13 protein-coding genes and 1 other RNA gene are annotated in these 16,013 nt (G+C 48.8%); 12 read left to right on the forward strand and 2 right to left on the reverse strand.

Annotation, left to right across the window (positions count from 1 at the left end; genetic code table 11):
• The first annotated feature begins 99 nt into the window (after nt 1-99).
• The 6 genes from EKM96_RS04920 (at nt 100) to EKM96_RS10555 (ending at nt 4,835) form a co-directional block, all read left to right on the forward strand.
• Nucleotides 100-591: an alcohol dehydrogenase gene (locus EKM96_RS04920; protein ID WP_125640594.1), complete on the forward strand. Its 492-nt coding sequence runs from the start codon at nt 100-102 to the stop codon at nt 589-591.
• 189 nt (nt 592-780) lie between these two features.
• The gene (locus EKM96_RS04925; RefSeq protein ID WP_125640597.1) at nt 781-1,263 is read left to right on the forward strand and encodes an RNA polymerase sigma factor; all 483 of its coding nucleotides are present in this window, start codon (nt 781-783) and stop codon (nt 1,261-1,263) included.
• Nucleotides 1,256-2,176, forward strand: coding sequence for an anti sigma factor C-terminal domain-containing protein (locus EKM96_RS04930; protein ID WP_125640600.1), 921 nt, complete (start codon nt 1,256-1,258; stop codon nt 2,174-2,176). The genes EKM96_RS04925 and EKM96_RS04930 overlap by 8 nt, the downstream gene beginning before the upstream one ends.
• 143 nt (nt 2,177-2,319) lie before the next feature.
• Complete coding sequence (locus tag EKM96_RS04935; protein WP_125640603.1) at nt 2,320-3,696, forward strand: M20/M25/M40 family metallo-hydrolase; 1,377 nt, start codon at nt 2,320-2,322, stop codon at nt 3,694-3,696.
• A gap of 254 nt (nt 3,697-3,950) precedes the next feature.
• Nucleotides 3,951-4,532: a signal peptidase I gene (lepB, locus tag EKM96_RS04940; protein WP_125640606.1), complete on the forward strand. Its 582-nt coding sequence runs from the start codon at nt 3,951-3,953 to the stop codon at nt 4,530-4,532.
• A gap of 132 nt (nt 4,533-4,664) precedes the next feature.
• A complete protein-coding gene (locus tag EKM96_RS10555) occupies nt 4,665-4,835 on the forward strand; it encodes a hypothetical protein (protein ID WP_164510973.1) in 171 nt (56 codons plus the stop codon).
• Between the two features lie 20 nt (nt 4,836-4,855).
• On the opposite strand, the gene EKM96_RS04945 is transcribed toward EKM96_RS10555, so the two are convergent.
• On the reverse strand, nt 4,856-5,857 hold the full coding sequence (locus EKM96_RS04945) for a cation diffusion facilitator family transporter (protein ID WP_125640609.1): 1,002 nt from the start codon (nt 5,855-5,857) through the stop codon (nt 4,856-4,858).
• Nucleotides 5,858-6,061: 204 nt separating this feature from the next.
• Nucleotides 6,062-6,432, reverse strand: a transfer-messenger RNA (tmRNA) gene (gene ssrA / locus EKM96_RS04950).
• Nucleotides 6,433-6,707: 275 nt separating this feature from the next.
• Here ssrA and EKM96_RS04955 point away from each other — a divergent pair.
• The 6 genes from EKM96_RS04955 to EKM96_RS04980 all read left to right on the forward strand — a co-directional run bounded on the left by EKM96_RS04955 (nt 6,708) and on the right by EKM96_RS04980 (nt 15,897).
• Nucleotides 6,708-7,442 (forward strand): response regulator transcription factor, encoded by a 735-nt coding sequence (locus EKM96_RS04955; RefSeq protein ID WP_125640612.1) that lies wholly within the window; start codon nt 6,708-6,710, stop codon nt 7,440-7,442.
• Nucleotides 7,439-8,914 (forward strand): sensor histidine kinase, encoded by a 1,476-nt coding sequence (locus EKM96_RS04960; protein ID WP_125640615.1) that lies wholly within the window; start codon nt 7,439-7,441, stop codon nt 8,912-8,914. Before EKM96_RS04955 ends, EKM96_RS04960 begins: the two co-directional genes overlap by 4 nt.
• 63 nt (nt 8,915-8,977) lie before the next feature.
• A complete protein-coding gene (locus EKM96_RS04965; protein ID WP_125640619.1) occupies nt 8,978-10,126 on the forward strand; it encodes a class I SAM-dependent methyltransferase in 1,149 nt (382 codons plus the stop codon).
• Between the two features lie 183 nt (nt 10,127-10,309).
• Entirely contained in the window at nt 10,310-11,176 is an 867-nt protein-coding gene (locus EKM96_RS04970; protein WP_125640622.1) for a GRP family sugar transporter, read from the forward strand.
• Between the two features lie 127 nt (nt 11,177-11,303).
• Nucleotides 11,304-12,650, forward strand: a complete 1,347-nt coding sequence (locus EKM96_RS04975) for a glucose-6-phosphate isomerase (protein ID WP_125640625.1) — start codon at nt 11,304-11,306, stop codon at nt 12,648-12,650.
• Between the two features lie 223 nt (nt 12,651-12,873).
• Entirely contained in the window at nt 12,874-15,897 is a 3,024-nt protein-coding gene (locus tag EKM96_RS04980) for a YfhO family protein (protein ID WP_125640628.1), read from the forward strand.
• Nucleotides 15,898-16,013 lie beyond the last annotated feature (116 nt).

Consider the following 16,013-nt stretch of genomic DNA (forward strand, 5'->3'; position numbering starts at 1 on the left):
AATAATAAGTAAGATTATTTATGTCAGGGGAGCTTTAGCCATTCACGGGGAGAATGGCGTCATGACAATCTTTTTGAAATCTGAATGGAGGAATTATCTATGAGACTCCTAGACTTAAGTGGACAACAATTCGGCAGACTGACGGTTATCCGTCGTGATGGTACCGCGAAAAACGGTAACGCCACGTGGTTATGCAAATGTAGCTGTGGCAATTTAGTCACGGTTGACAGTTATCGCCTCCGTCACGGGATTACGGTCAGCTGTGGCTGTTACCGTCGTGACATCAGTAAAGAGCGTTTGACCAAGGATCCCCGGACCCGTAAGCAGATTGGGAATGCGACTAATTTGCCTTTAGTTAACGGTTCGAATGTTGCGGCCTTAACCAAGATTAGCTCCCGGAATATCTCCGGCGTTATCGGTGTCAGCTTTGATAAGCGCTCTGGTAAGTGGGCCGCACGCCTATTTTACCATGGCCGTTACATTTTGAATCAAACTTTCAGTGAATTTTCCGACGCCGTCGCGGCCCGCAAGGCGGCAGAACAACAATTGAACCAAAACGAAGAACTTAAAGTTGAGGCCGCTGAAGGCTAAACGCTTTAATGAATCAGCAGAATAATATAGAAGCCAAGTAGCCGTTCCCAGTAGGGGGCGGCTTTTTTGGTGCCCTTGAGCAGTTAGATTGCACCAGACCATTGTCTTTAGGTAGACTGACAAAATATTTGTGACCGATTGTGTGACTTTTCTCGGTGTTGTTCGTTGTCTAGGTGGGAGGGGGAGCAGATGCGCTTACAGCAATATGAATCACAGCTGGCCGACTTAGCTATCACCGTTCGCCATTATCTCATCAGTCGGGGAGCCGATGCAGAGGTTGCAGCGGATGTGACGCAAGACGTCTTTGTCAAATTATTGGAAATGGAGTTAATCTTACCGGCCGACCAATTGCGGCCTTATATGTTTCGTGTTGCTTGGACGACGTATCTCGATATTTTTCGCAGGCAACAACGCTACCAGCGGCTAGTGGGGTTGTATTTACGGCCAACTCAGGCAAACCCTGGATTAGACGGTATTGATGAGAACCTGACCCGTGGGTTAGCGAGGCTGAAGGCAACAGAGCGACAGTTGTTGGTCTTACGGTACGTCGAGGGACTCAGCGTCCAGCAGACCGCTGAGCGGCTGCAATTGAAGCTGTCGGCCACGAAGATGCGGTTACGACGGGTTCATCGCAAGTTAGAACGACTAATGAGGAGTGAAGAGTGTGAATGACGGAAAAGAGTTCAAACGACTGGCTCAAGGGATTAAGATTCGGCGTTGGGGAATAACGATCGTCCTGATCGTGGGCATCGTATTGGGAATGACTGGGGTTACGTATAAGCTGACCCAGGTCAAGGCCAGCCGGGAGTCCAGTTCATTGATGCGATATATGTACGTGATTGGGGAGATCATGTCGCCAAATATCCAGCATGATGACCTGCGCTTGGCGGATACTAATTTGATGGGCGGCAAGGTGGTCAGCCACCGATATAAGGAAATTGAGGGACAGCGTTTTCCGTGGTCGACCAGTTCTAGCAATTATTCTTGGCTGTTAAATTCTGGGCAAACGGACTTGATATCACGAACATCAGCAAATTTTGGGCCGTCGTCCTATGACCAGGACACGCAACAGAAAATTCCATCATTCTATAATCTAAAGATGCAAAAACACTCGATGAAGGTGGTTCATGAGGCTAAAGAGGTGGCTAAGACTAAGGGGGCTATCGCTGAGGTGGCACTGACCTTTAAGCAGCCAATGACCTATGACGAGATCCAGGGGAAGCTGCCTAAGGAACTTCACGCGACTTGGTATTGGCTGGGGGCCAAAGGGGATACCGATGTCACTTACGTGGATAATAATTACCTGGGATTCAGCGCAAATGACCAGGGTAAACTGACCAAGGGCGATTACTTCCGTCTTCGTGGGACGTTAGAGGCGGCCAAGCCCTACCACCTGGTTTACGACAACTTTGACGTCTTTAAGTATGCGTGGCAATACGCCAAAAAGCATCCTAACTTCGAAACGGCGCCATTCTCTGGGGTCATTGTGACCGGGAATAGTCGTGATTTTAAAAAGTTAGTCAAGGCCGATTGGGTCGTTGCTAGTTCGGCAGGGATTGTTGCGCCTAAGACCACCATAAAATGATTTATGAGAAATTTGACATTTTTCTAATCAAAGTTTAATCTCATAAGTAACTCAAATTTTACCTGACCATAAAGACATCAGAGAGTTAACTCGTTCTGATGGCTTGCCAGAACGATTTTTAATTTAAAAGGGAGCGTGGTTGAATGTCAGCAAGCGAAATCGATCAATTACAAAACGCCGTAGAAGAGGCCTTGGTCGCTGACCGACAGCGATTGGGCAAGTACTTAAGCATCGAAACGGTTTCGGCCCAGAAAAAGGGGATTCCAGAAACCGTCGCGTTTGTGCAACAGTCTTTTGAAGAACTTGGGGCCAAAGTTCAGGTCTGGCGAGATATTCCCGGCAGTAACCCCTTCATTTTTGCAACACTACCGGCAGGAGCAACCGGTAATGCTAATAAGACCCTACTCTTCTATAACCATTACGATGTTCAGCCGCCAGAACCACTGGAAGAATGGCATACCGAACCCTTTAAATTAACTGAGGTTGACGGAAAGTACGTGGCCCGTGGTGTTTCCGATGACAAAGGGGAACTCATGGCGCGATTGTCGGCGGTCAAAGCCTTACAGAACGCCGGCGGCCTCCCTTGCAATCTCAAGTTCGTTCTTGAGGGTGAGGAAGAGATTGGGAGTGTCCATATTCCCCAAATGACTCAAAAACATGCGGCTGATCTCGCGGCCAATGTTGTGGTTTGGGAAACGGGTGGCAAGGATGCCGATGAAAACTTTAATATCACCTGTGGGGTCAAAGGCATCATGAGTTTTGAACTGACCGTTCAAACGGCGGCCGTCGACCTACACTCCTCGTTCGCTGCTTACGCCGACAACGCGGCTTGGCGGTTGACACGGGCGTTGGCCTCGTTACGGGGACCCGACAATCAAATCCTGGTCGATGGCTTCTACGATGACATTCGGGAGCTGACCGCCCCCGAGAGATCGGCAATTGCCGATCTCAACTTTAACGAGGCCAAGACCAGAGCTAACTTTGGGATTACGGGGCCATTAGTCACCGATGATCCCAAGACGGCCCTCACCAATGCCACGACCATGACGATCAATGGCCTAACGAGTGGGTATGAGGGGGATGGGGTTAAGACCGTCCTACCGAAGTTTGCCAAGGCCAAGCTTGACTGTCGCTTGGTACCAGATCAGCGGCCGGAGAGATTGGCCCACCTTATTCAAGCGCAGTTGGATCGAAATGGGTTTGATGATGTTCATGTGAATTATTTACTAGGTGAAAATCCGTTTAGATCTGACCTGACCGATCCCTTTGTTCAGGCAACGGTGGCGACGGCTCATGAGGTCTATGGTGACCAGGTTAAATTGGTGCCGAACACGCCAGGTACCGGTCCTCAGGCGCCATTCGACGAGGCTCTTCACGCACCGATCGTGGCCTTTGGGGCCAACTGGTCAGGTTCGGGCGCCCATGCGCCTAACGAGAGCGTTCGGATTGCTGATTACGCTCAGGATGTGTTCTATACGGCCCGTCTATTACAAAACTTTGGGGCAACTGACAACAAGTAAATCGCTGATCCATCGCGGGAGTCGTGACTAAGTCACGGCTCTTTTTTGTTGCGGCAGTCAGGTCATTGGGGGGAGGCTGTGGGCAATGAAGGATGCCGTGGTCCCGCGACCATCGAGCTTGTATATAATCCGATGAAACGATTCAATACTAATCCTTATCGGTTACTTAACATTTAAACATATAATGGTTAACGGGGATTTCGAATTGTGATACACTTTTATTAAATAAGTGATAATCAAGGAGGAATGTTGATATGAAAGTGTTTAGCTATCTGTGGCGATGGGGCGGTGCGGTTGTGTTCGCTTTCCTAATGGTATTTCTCATATTTACGTATGTGTTACAAGTTGAGTCGTTTCGCGGAACGGGAATGGCCCCTAACCTCAAGAGCAAGGATACCCTGGTCGTTTGGCGGATGGCCAAGGTTAAACGGTTGAGCGTGATTGCCTTTGATGCCCAGAGCGAAGTTCCGGGGTCTAAGGTTCATAGTACATTTGTCAAACGGGTCATCGGGATGCCGGGCGATCGCATCGTCAGCCGGAATGGTCAGATCTATGTGAACGGCAAGAAGCTTGACCAGTCATTTCTGAGTGCTAGTCAGCGCGAGCAAACCGGAAACTGGACCCTTAAGAGCTTGGGCCAGCAAAATGGCACGTCGAGCACGGTTGTCCCCAAGGGGAAATACTTTGTCTTGAGTGATGACCGGGCAACCACCCACGCCGAAGACAGTCGTGATTGGGGCTATGTCAGTGCCAAAAAAGTTGTGGGCGTGGCTAAGCTTGTTTTCTGGAGTGGATCGGGCGAACAACGGCAGCGAATTAACCAGTTAGCTAACTAATTGAGATGACAAAGCAGGAACTTCTCGGCATATAACCTAGGAGCTCCTGTTTTTTTGCTTAACTATTAAGGCTCACTCGCCGGGTAAATCCGGTATACTAAGGGAACTAAAGGTAAGGGAGCGATCAGTCACATGGATGATATATTCTATTACGCCGGAATTGCTTGCTTAGTCGTGACGGGGATGGCCCAATTAATCGTTGCCATTCGTTACCGTAGCTGGCAGGCACAACCGCGGTGGGCAATTTGGGGTTGGCTGATGGGCATTGGATTGCTCAGCGTGGCCACCTTTTTGGCCATTTAAGTCGCCAGGCTGCGTTTTCGTCAAGTTGGCTGATCGGCGGAACCTTTTTTCACGAAGGCACGATCGGCCGGCATGACCATCAAAGCGGTTTCGGTGACGCCGTATCGGGTATGAAGGAGCTGATTAATGGTCTGGGTGAGTTGATAGATGGTGGCTGCCGTCATGTTGGGATTAACGGCAATTGTCACACTGACCATAATCAAGTTGCCGTCGTAGTAAGCCTTAATGAACAGGACGCGTTGAACGGCCGGCAAGTCGGCAACGGCCTGTTGATAGGCGGCCTCCAACCGTGGGTCGAAGTAGTCGACCAGTTTCAGTGCGCACTGCCGGAAAATTTGAATGCCCACAAACAAGATATATAAACCCAGGGCAAAGCTGGCGGCGCCATCGATCCAATTGATGTGGAACCAGCCAACCCCCACGATGGTGAACAGGGTGACGAGACTGGTTAGAACGTCGGTGAAGGTATCCTTGGCCGCGGCTGCCAACGCAGTATTTTTTAGCTGATGGGCCCACCGGCGATTGGACCACCAGAGTAAGGTGAGCAATAGGCCCGAAGCTGCCGCTGCGGCACCCGATAACAATGGTTGTAAATGTTCGTGGGATGGCCAGATTAAATGGTGACCGGTCTCGAATAAAATATCCGCGGCAATGAAGACCATCATGATCCCGGCCAGCAGGGTATAGATTGTTTCAAAACGAAAACGAGATTGCTGCGTTCTTGGCCCAACGTGTGGACGGTCGACGGCAGCAATCGGGGCGCCCCACAGATCGTTGTCGCGAGTTTTACCGGCAATGTACAGGCCGGTCATGAGGAGACTGGTAGAAAAGATGCCGGATAGATTATTGAGGGCATCTGCCCGTAAGACTTGTGAGTGGCCAAACCAGGCTGCCAAGTCTTCAACGAGGAAGAGCGATAAATAAATACCGGCATTTTCCCATAAATGACGGTTTGCCAGATTAAGATTGGCGACCACCGTTTGTTGCACGTGCTGCCAGTCCTGATTAGTGTCCTTCATCATCTTCACCTCCTGGGCCTGCTGCCGGATTTCTGGCTCCTATTAAGCCACAGGCGAGGAGGTGAGCTGCTTCACGTGCTCGTTAAACGGGGAGTTAGGCATGTTGACTGACGATTTGTGCGGAACCAAACGCCTAAAAATGGCCACAAAAAAACCACATTCAATCGAATGTGGTTTTTCTCGTCATAGGTTTGGTCATACTGGCATTTATGGAGCCGGCGGGGATCGAACCCGCGTCCTAGCATATTGCCAACTTAACGTCTACACGCATAGGCAGACTACTTATAGTTTCACTGAATAACTTGCCGCCTGTCAGGGCCCACATACTCAGCTAACCTGATTCATCTCTTCTAACGTACTTCAGGTGGGAGCCGTTAGCGTAAGCCCGTTAAATTTAGGACCCAGATCTAGACCGCGGGCAAGCCTAGGAGGATCTACGTTAAGCGCCTATTAAGCAGCTAAAGCGTAAGAATTGTTATTATTTTTTGCAGTTATAATAAACTGGACCTTTTAACGTAGATGCCGCTACGACGCGCAGTCAAGCTTCAACCTATACCAGTCGAATCCAGAACGGCCCCATGACGATACTGATACAGTTTATCACAACTTGCTGGGCTTGCAAAACTAGGCGCTCAATAAAGGGCAATAAAACCCCGAAGTTCCTTAACGATATAGTATAATAAAACATGTAGGTGCCAAATATTTATTGATTAATGGTGAACCGACAAAAAGTTACAGAAAGATCATGGTTCCATCATGGCCCCTTCCAATGAAATTGGTAGGCTTAACGCCATATAAACCCTAACTTTTTACTGGCTCCGTAGAAGGACAGTAATTTTCTCTGGAGGTCGCAATGAAATTATTAATGATCGAAGATAATCATTCTGTTTCTCAAATGATGTCGATGTTTTTTAAAAAAGAACAATGGGATGCCCATTTTGCCTACGATGGCAAGGAAGCCATGACCATGTTTTCGGCGACGCCAAATGAATGGGACATGGTTACGTTGGACTTGAACCTGCCTGAAATGGACGGCATGCAGGTCAGCGCTGAGATTCGCAAGATTTCGCCAACGGTGCCGATTATCATGCTGACAGCGCGGGACTCGGAGAGTGACCAGGTTCTGGGACTCGAGATGGGGGCGGATGACTACGTGACCAAGCCCTTCAGTCCAATTACCCTGATTGCCCGGATTAAGGCGCTACATCGGCGAGCAGGACTGGGCGCGACTGCCCGGCCAGCTGCGGATGTTCCAGCCGATGACACAGAGGCCTTCGACGTGATTACTGACAACTTCAAGCTCAACACCAAGACGCGGGAGGCTTACCTGAATGGTCGCCAGATTCAGGATTTGACGCCCAAGGAATTCGATTTGTTGAAGACCTTAGCACAGAAGCCCCGTCAGGTCTTCTCAAGGGAACAGTTGCTTCAGTTGGTTTGGGACTATGAGTACTATGGTGATGAACGGACCGTGGATGCCCATATTAAAAAGCTACGGCAAAAGATTGAAAAGGTTGGTCCTCAGATTATTCAAACGGTTTGGGGTGTGGGTTATAAATTTGATGACAGTGGAGCCGATCAACAATGAAGTTAATGTATCAACAGATGCTCGGATTTTTCGCGGCAATTATGATTATTCTCGTGCTCATGGGGGTTTCATATTCGCAGATGACCCGGCGAATGGTGTATAGCAACACCTGGAATTCTCTAGAAAAATATTCGAACAGTCTGATTGAGCAGTCGTTACGGATTAGTTCTCAGGATCCTAAGACCGTTAATTTTGACACCACGGCGCTAGCTAACAGTGAGCAGCTGTTGCAAAACCAGGCGGTGAGCACCACGATCTATAGCGCAACGAATCAGATTGTTTTTCCAGCCAACGTTTATCAACAATCGATCAAACCGGCTGATTGGAAAAAACTGAAAAACAATCAGATTATCCACAAGGTGGTTGACCGTCAGGTTCGCAATAAGAATGGCCGCGTTAGCCCAGCAATGACGGAAGTGATGAAACCGTATTTCTATAACCACAAACTAGTGGCGGTCGTTGTCATGGGCGCGTTCGTCTCTGACATCAATACCAGTGTGAACCAGATTAACCGGAACTTGATTCGGGCCTTACTGTTATCCTGTATCGTCGCGATTGTTGCCAGTTACATCTTGGCTCGCTACTACACGTCGCGAATTAATCGCCTGCGAACGGCGACCAACCAGGTTGCCAAAGGGAATTATGATGTGCAGATGGCCAGTCGTAATCGGGATGAAATTGATGACTTGATCAATGATTTTAATGGGATGACCCATTCATTGAAGGCGTCGCAAGACGAGATTCAACGTCAAGAAGAACGTCGACGAGAATTCATGGCCAACGCATCTCATGAGATGCGGACGCCACTAACCACGATTAACGGTCTCTTGGAGGGGATGGCGTACGATGCCATTCCGGAGGAGAGTAAGGAAGAGAGTATCGAATTAATGCGTAGCGAGACGAGCCGGTTGATTCGGCTAGTCAATGAAAATTTAGACTACGAAAAGATTCGCTCCAATCAAATCGCGTTGAATCTTCATGAATTTAATGCGGTGGATGCCTTGCACAATATCGTTGAGCAATTGAAGCAAAAGGCCGACGACAAGGGTGACAGCCTGAATCTGGAAGCGGCGAAGGAGGTCCCAGTCTTTGCCGACTATGACCGCTTCGTACAGATCATGTTTAACATTACGCAAAATGCCATTCAATTTACCGATAACGGTCAAGTAACCCTGTCGGCGCAACGCGGCTATGAAGAAACCATCGTTAAGGTGGCCGATACCGGGATGGGTATGACCGAACACCAACTGGCAAACATTTGGGAACGGTACTATAAGGCCGATCCTTCGCGGAAGAATACCAAGTATGGTGAATCCGGGTTAGGCCTATCGATCGTGCATCAGCTGGTCCAGTTGCATCATGGTAAGATTAGCGTCACCAGTAAGGCCGGTGTGGGGACCACCTTTACCGTCATCTTCCCCGATCAACATCAAACCAATTCAGAACGAGTTAAAGAGACACCGACAGATTAGTCAATGGCTGTGTTAGTGTGGGTTTCATGCTACAATAGCAGATAGTCATTAAGGAGGAAACTTGTGAAACGAGTACAAATTACAGGGAAGTCCGTCCGGAAGTTTGAGGATGGGTACCCAATCGTATCAATAACAGATTTAGAAGACCGCAATGATTTTGATAATGGTGCCTGGGTGCAATTAGAAAATCACGGTCACTTTGTGGCCACGGCATACTTTGCCAAGCAACATCGGGGCGTTGGGTATGTCCTGAGCCTTAAGGAAAATGAAGCAATTGATGAGCGCTTCTTTGCCAGCAAATTTAGAGCCGCCGTTGCTCGGCGCTCTGCCTTCAAGGACGAAGCAGCCTACCGGTTATTCAATGGTGCCGGCGACAATCTCGGTGGCCTAGCTGTAGATGTTTACAACGGGTTATACATTTTCCGTTGGCAGAACACGGCCCTGAACCGTCAATCAAAATTAATTTACGCTGGCTTTCAACGGGTCGTGGGTAAGGATGCCGTCATGTTAGCTACGACACCAGGCCATGATAACCTGACGATCGTGAATGGTAAGCTCCCAGATATGCAAACAGAAGTCATGGAAGATGGTGTCAGCTATCCCATCGACTTGACGGTTGGCCGTTCACAATTAGCCTTAGAGTTCCGTGATATTCGGGCCTGGGTTAAGGCCAATAGTGAGCAAAAGCACCTTTTAAACTTGTACAGTGCTGAAACCGGTTTGGTGACGGCTGCCATGGCCGGCGATGCGGTTGAGGCCGTGACCGTCGACCCAACCAATCGAGCAACGACGACGATTCAAACGCAATTGGCCGCTAACAACTTGGATCAGGCTGCCGTTGAAATGCGGACGATGGATGTCTCCAACTACTTGGACTATGCCAGCAAGCATGAGTTATCCTTCGATATCGTCTCGATTAATCCACCAGCCTTTATTCGCGGGAAGAAGCATTCCTTCACCCTGGAACAAGACCTGCCAGAATTATTGCGTCAGGCTTTAGCGGTTACCCACAGTGGTTCTCAAATTATTTTAACCACGACGACGCCAACGTATTCGATGAAGCGTTTGCGGCAGACGGTGGGGGATGTGTTAGAAAATTATACCGGTTCTGTAAGTATTTCCAATGAGTTCCTGGCACCGGCCGATTTCCACAGTAATTCCGCCGATCGTCACGGGGAAGCCTTAAAGGGATTAGAGTTAACGATTAATTAATGAAAAGATTGTGAAAACACAATTTGAAGAGTCGACGGTAAGGATAGACCACTTACCGATCGACTCTTTTTTTAATGCGAACCGGTTTACTTTTGGAATAGAAAACTTTAAACTTACTATTACAATTAAAACCGCTTTCAGTGGTTTACCGCATAATTGAAATGAGAATTGAGGCTTACAACAATGGACATTCTTCTAGCTTTAATCCCCACAATCTGTTGGGGAAGTATCGGATTAATCAGTGGCCGCTTGGGTGGCACATCGTACCAGCAGACGCTGGGGATGACTGCCGGGGCAGTTCTCTTTGGGACCTTTTCCCTATTCTATTACCAACCAAACCTTTCCGTTATGGCGATGGTGGTTGGGATCGCTTCCGGACTTTGCTGGTCCGTGGGGCAATTTGAGCAATTTCAATCGATGAAATTTATTGGTATTTCCCGAACGGTCCCCATCTCTACGGGGCTTCAATTGGTTGGGACGGCGCTCGCCGGTGTCCTATTATTCCATGAATGGACGACCACTAAGATGATTACCCTGGGGACGATCGCCGTGATCGTTCTGATCGTTGGGGCCGCAATGACGTCTCTGCGTGATAAGAACGCTGTCGCTGGCAGTAGTCAACCGATGGAGGCCGGTAAGGGCTCCATGGCGTTGGCCATTTCGACGATTGGCTACATTCTTTACACCGTGATTGTTGAGTGGTCTGGCTTGAAGGCAACGCGGATCATTTTCCCACAATCCTTGGGGATGATTCTTGGGGCCATTATCTTTGTCCTGTTTTCACGGCAACAAGTTATGCACAAGGCAACGGCCAAGAATATCCTGACCGGGATCGTTTGGGGCGTGGGGAACTTCTTCATGTTCATGTCGATTCCTAAGGTTGGGTTGGCCATCAGTTACTCGTTGGCACAATGTGGAATCGTGATCTCCACCTTCGGCAGCATCTGGTTATTAGGCGAGAAGAAAACCAAGCGTGAGATGGTTTACATCACGATTGGCTCACTGCTGGTTGTGGCCGGTGGGGTCACGCTCGGCATTATGAAAAAATAAGTATATTGAGACCAGTCGCTGATGGTGACTGGTTTTTTTATTGGTTGCTTTGGACTATACCATTTACATTCTTGGGGATTGCGTTATAATGTTCTTGTCTATAACAATAAAAGTGAGGTTATCTAATATGGCACATATCGCCTTTGATCGTTCCAAGCTGACACCCTTTATCCATGACAATGAATTGGGAGAAATGCAGGCGCTCGTTACCGCTGCAGACACCGAATTACGTCAGGGAACTGGTGCGGGTAGTGACTTCCGTGACTGGTTAAACTTACCTAAGGATTACGACAAGTCTGAATTCGCTCGGATTAAAACCGCGGCCAAGAAGATTCGTTCCGACTCCGAAGTCCTTGTTGTCATTGGTATTGGGGGTTCTTACCTAGGTGCCAAGATGGCTGTTGACTTCTTGCACGACACGTTCTTTAACTACTTGCCGGCTGAGAAGCGTCAGGGTCCTCAAGTGATCTTTGCTGGGAACTCGATCAGTCCAGATTATGTCCACGACCTAATCAATTTGATTGGCGACCGTGATTTTTCCGTTAACGTGATTTCGAAGTCTGGGACCACGACGGAACCTTCCATTGCCTTTCGGATCTTTAAGGAAATGTTAGTTAAGAAGTACGGTGAAGACGGCGCGAAGTCACGGATTTACGCCACGACCGATAAGCAACGTGGGGCCTTGAAGACCGAAGCGGATGCTGCTGGATACGAGACGTTTGTCATCCCTGATGGCGTTGGTGGCCGATACTCCGTCCTGACTGCCGTTGGATTATTACCAATCGCCGCTTCAGGGGCCGACATCGACGAATTGATGGCCGGTGCCGCTGCAGCCCAAGACGACTACACGGATCCTGACCTCACCAAGAATGCGGCTTACCAATACGCTGCACTGCGGAATATCCTGTACCGGAAGGGTTACACGACTGAATTGCTGGAAAATTACGAACCACGTCTGCAATACTTCGCAGAGTGGTGGAAGCAATTAATGGGTGAATCCGAAGGGAAAGACCAAAAGGGCATTTATCCATCATCCGCTAACTTCAGTACCGACTTGCACTCATTGGGTCAATACATCCAAGAGGGTCGGCGGAACCTGATGGAAACGGTAATTACCGTTGATAAGCCACAAAATGACGTGAACGTCCCAAGTGCCGCCGATGACCTCGATGGCCTGAAGTATTTGGAAGGCAAGCCAATGAGCTTCGTTAACCGCAAGGCCTACGAAGGGGTTGTCTTAGCGCATACTGATGGTGGCGTTCCTAACATGGGGGTTCATATTCCTGACCAAACGCCTTACACACTGGGTTATCTGATCTACTTCTTCGAAGTGGCCGTTGCAATTTCTGGTTATTTGAATGGGATTAACCCATTCAACCAACCGGGGGTTGAAGCTTACAAGACCAACATGTTTGCACTTCTTGGCAAGCCTGGTTTTGAAAAGTTAGGGAAAGAATTGAACGATCGGCTTTAATTAACGAAGGAAATTCATTGTAAATGTCTGCGGATCGATTGATCTGCAGGCATTTTTTATGGTCTAATAGCGATTATGTGCGGGTAGGGGCCGGGCATAATCGGTCAAAAACCGTAAAGTTTAGTTTATAAAAGGAGAGTAACCCTTGAAGGGTGGATCTTGAACCGGTATAGTATTAAGGTATGCTCCGGAGTGGGGCAGAAAAGTCAAGGGAGAGAATAATTTGAAGGCTTCAAAACGTACATATTTATGGTATACAGCGATTTTTCTAGTGCTGGTTGCTTGTTCCTACGGGATCTTCATACTGACTGGGAAGTCGTTCATCTGGGAAGGTGATGGCCTAGCCCAACATTTTCCAATCTTGGAGAAATTTTACAGCTGGTTGCACTCGGGGAGTATTACCGGTTGGTCGTGGGACTTGGGCCTTGGAGCCGATAAGTTAACGACCTTCTCCTACTATGTCCTAGGGGACCCATTCAGTTACCTCATCGCGTTTTTTCCTCATGCGCGGATTGAATTGGGGTATAACCTGTTAATTCTATTGCGGTTATATGTCAGTGGGTTGGCATTCCTGTTCTTTGCTCGTCAACGCGGCTTCAAGACCGCCAGTCAATTGTTTGGGACGCTAACTTACACCTTTACCGGGTTTTCACTTTACGTTAGTATCCGGCACCCGTTCTTCTTGTTACCGATGATCCTGTTCCCATTGCTGGCCTTTGGGGTTGATCACGTGTTACGCGGGAAGTCATGGGTACCACTGGCCATCTTCACTGGCCTCGCCTTAGTCAGCAACTTCTACTTTGCCTACATTTTGGCAATTGGGAGCCTGATTTACGCCGTGTTACGGTACTTCAGTGTTCGTGAACATCAGAGTCTGAATACTTGGCCGGTTGTTGGTAAATTGGTTGGCGCCGGGTTTGCCGGCTTCATGCTGGCAGGTGTCCTGTTTATCCCTTCATTAATGGGGGTTATGTCATCGACGCGGGCCACGGCCAAGTTTGCTAATGGGTACTTCATTTATCCATTCAGTTATTACTTACGCCTATCGAACAGCATGGTCACCACGGGTAACCCAATGCGCTTTTGGGTAAACTTAGGCCTGGCAGGGATTACCTTCCTGGCCTTGGTCTACGTCCTGCGGCACTTCCGTCGATACCTATGGTTAAACATTGCCATCGTCATGATGGCCGTCGGTACCCTAATTCCAGCCGTTGCCGCCATTATGAATGGTGGGACGACGCCATCACAACGGTGGTTATTACTGGGGTGCCTGGCCTTTAGTCTGGCGGTTATGTCGTTTGTCGACAACCTGACGAGTCTGGATCGCGGTGACTTAACGACCCTGATGCTCAGCACCTTAGGGCTGTTGCTCTTGGTATGGCTGTCTAATGGGTTTATCTTTAACAATCATCCCCATGACTTTGTCCAATACGGCCTGTTACTGATGACCTTGGGGATTGTGCTAGTGGGGCATTTCTACCACTGGTCCGTTGAACGGACCGGGGCCCTGTTGATTGTCTGCTTGGCCATTAACCTGATTGGTAACGCCTATGGTTACTTCAGTCCGAATGCCGGTGGGGCAAGTTCCCAACTGGTTACTCGTGGGGTATCCACGAAATACCAAAAGAATTTTTACGACGGGGCACAGGCCTACGTCAAGAAGCAAAAGGGCTTCACGCGGAGTGCCACGAGTAAGTATTATTACTTCACGAATGAAGCCAAAACCAACATGGGGATGAACTTAGGGACCCATGATATTATGTCCTACTTCTCCGTTGAAAACGGGGCCGTGGGTGACTTCAGTCAAAAGTTAGATAACTCACAGTTCAAGATGAACAAGCCGATTAATCAGGCTGATAGTCGGACGACGATGAGCAATCTATTGGGCGTTAAGTACATCTTTGCCCGTAACAATCAGATTGGCACGCAGGCCTTTCCATATGCTTATCAAGTTGCCAAGCACAACAATGGTAAGGTGGTTAAGTACCGTGATCAACCAGTCCATGACTTAGGAAACAACTACGGCACGACCATCTTGAAGTCTAAGGACGCCTTGCCATTAGCCTATCTCCAAACGAGTCAAATTAGCGGTAAGCAATTTGCCGGGATGAGTGGGTTGAATCGCGAACAAGCCTTGACGTATGGTGCCGAGGTTCAAAAGCCAATCAGTGGGGTTAAGACCGCTACGGTACCGGACTCAACCAAGGCCATTGCCTATCATGTCGAACCCGATAAGGCCATGGTTGTCGATAGCTTGGGTCAAGTGGTTAAGTTCCGACAACAAGGAAACCAAGTCAATCCTGACCTCATCACGACCACTCAGACGTCCTTACGGCAAAAGAACCAGGACCGGTCGGTTAATATTACCAATGACCGGGCCCGGCTCAAGAAGTTGGCTAAGGAAAATGCCAAGACGTTGGCTCGTAATGAAAAGGTCAATGCCAACGGGTTGAACACCATGACGAGTGACAACATGGGGAATCCGATGACCTATCATCTGATGATTGATCGGCCCGTATCAACCAAGCATACCGAGTTGTATTTGGAACTGGATGGGATTAAGGCTGACCGCTTCAGTGTTCGTGACAAGTATCGTCATGAGAAGAACACGAAGGCCTTCAGTAACCAGGCCTACACGGGGATTGCCCGGATGCAAACGCTGCGGAGTGCCCTGTGGAACCAGAGCGACGGTGCTTATACCGTTACTGCCACGAGTTTCCAAAACGTCACGAGCTTTAACCAGTTAGGACAAGGGAACCTGTCCGATTACCAGAACAAGCAACGGGTCTTGTTAAACTTAGGCTATTCACCAACTCGACGCCAGAAGATCAAGCTGACCTTTAGCGGCGTCCAAAACTTGAAGTTCAAGTCGGCCAAGTTGGTGGCTGTGCCATTCAACAAGGCTTACAGCACGCGGATGCATAAGCTGCAAAAGCAAGGCTTAAAGAACCTGAAGGTTAAGAACAACCTGGTCAAAGGGAGCACGAACAGTCAATCTGCGAGTGTCCTGACGACCTCGATTCCTTATTCCAAGGGCTGGCAATTAACGGTGGATGGTCACCAACAACCAACCACTAAGGTTAACGTCGGCTTTGTAGGGGGTAAAATCCCCGCTGGGAAGCATCAAATCCGTTTAACTTACCGGACACCAGGATTGAAACTAGGGGGCTTAATGACGCTCTTAGGGCTACTGGTGGTTGTGCTCATCGGCGGCTTCCAGTTTTGGTGGTCACGGCGAACGAAATAACGCGTAAGCTAGAAGTGTAATGAGAAAGGCCATCCGATCGGCTGATCGGGTGGCCTTTTTTCGCTTTCTAAAAAACTGTGTTCAATGGCTTCAGGAGGGGAGGCAGTGACCGTTAG

Origin of the sequence: Levilactobacillus tangyuanensis (genome assembly GCF_003946545.1) — a bacterium.
GTDB classification, from domain to species: Bacteria; Bacillota; Bacilli; order Lactobacillales; family Lactobacillaceae; genus Levilactobacillus; species Levilactobacillus tangyuanensis.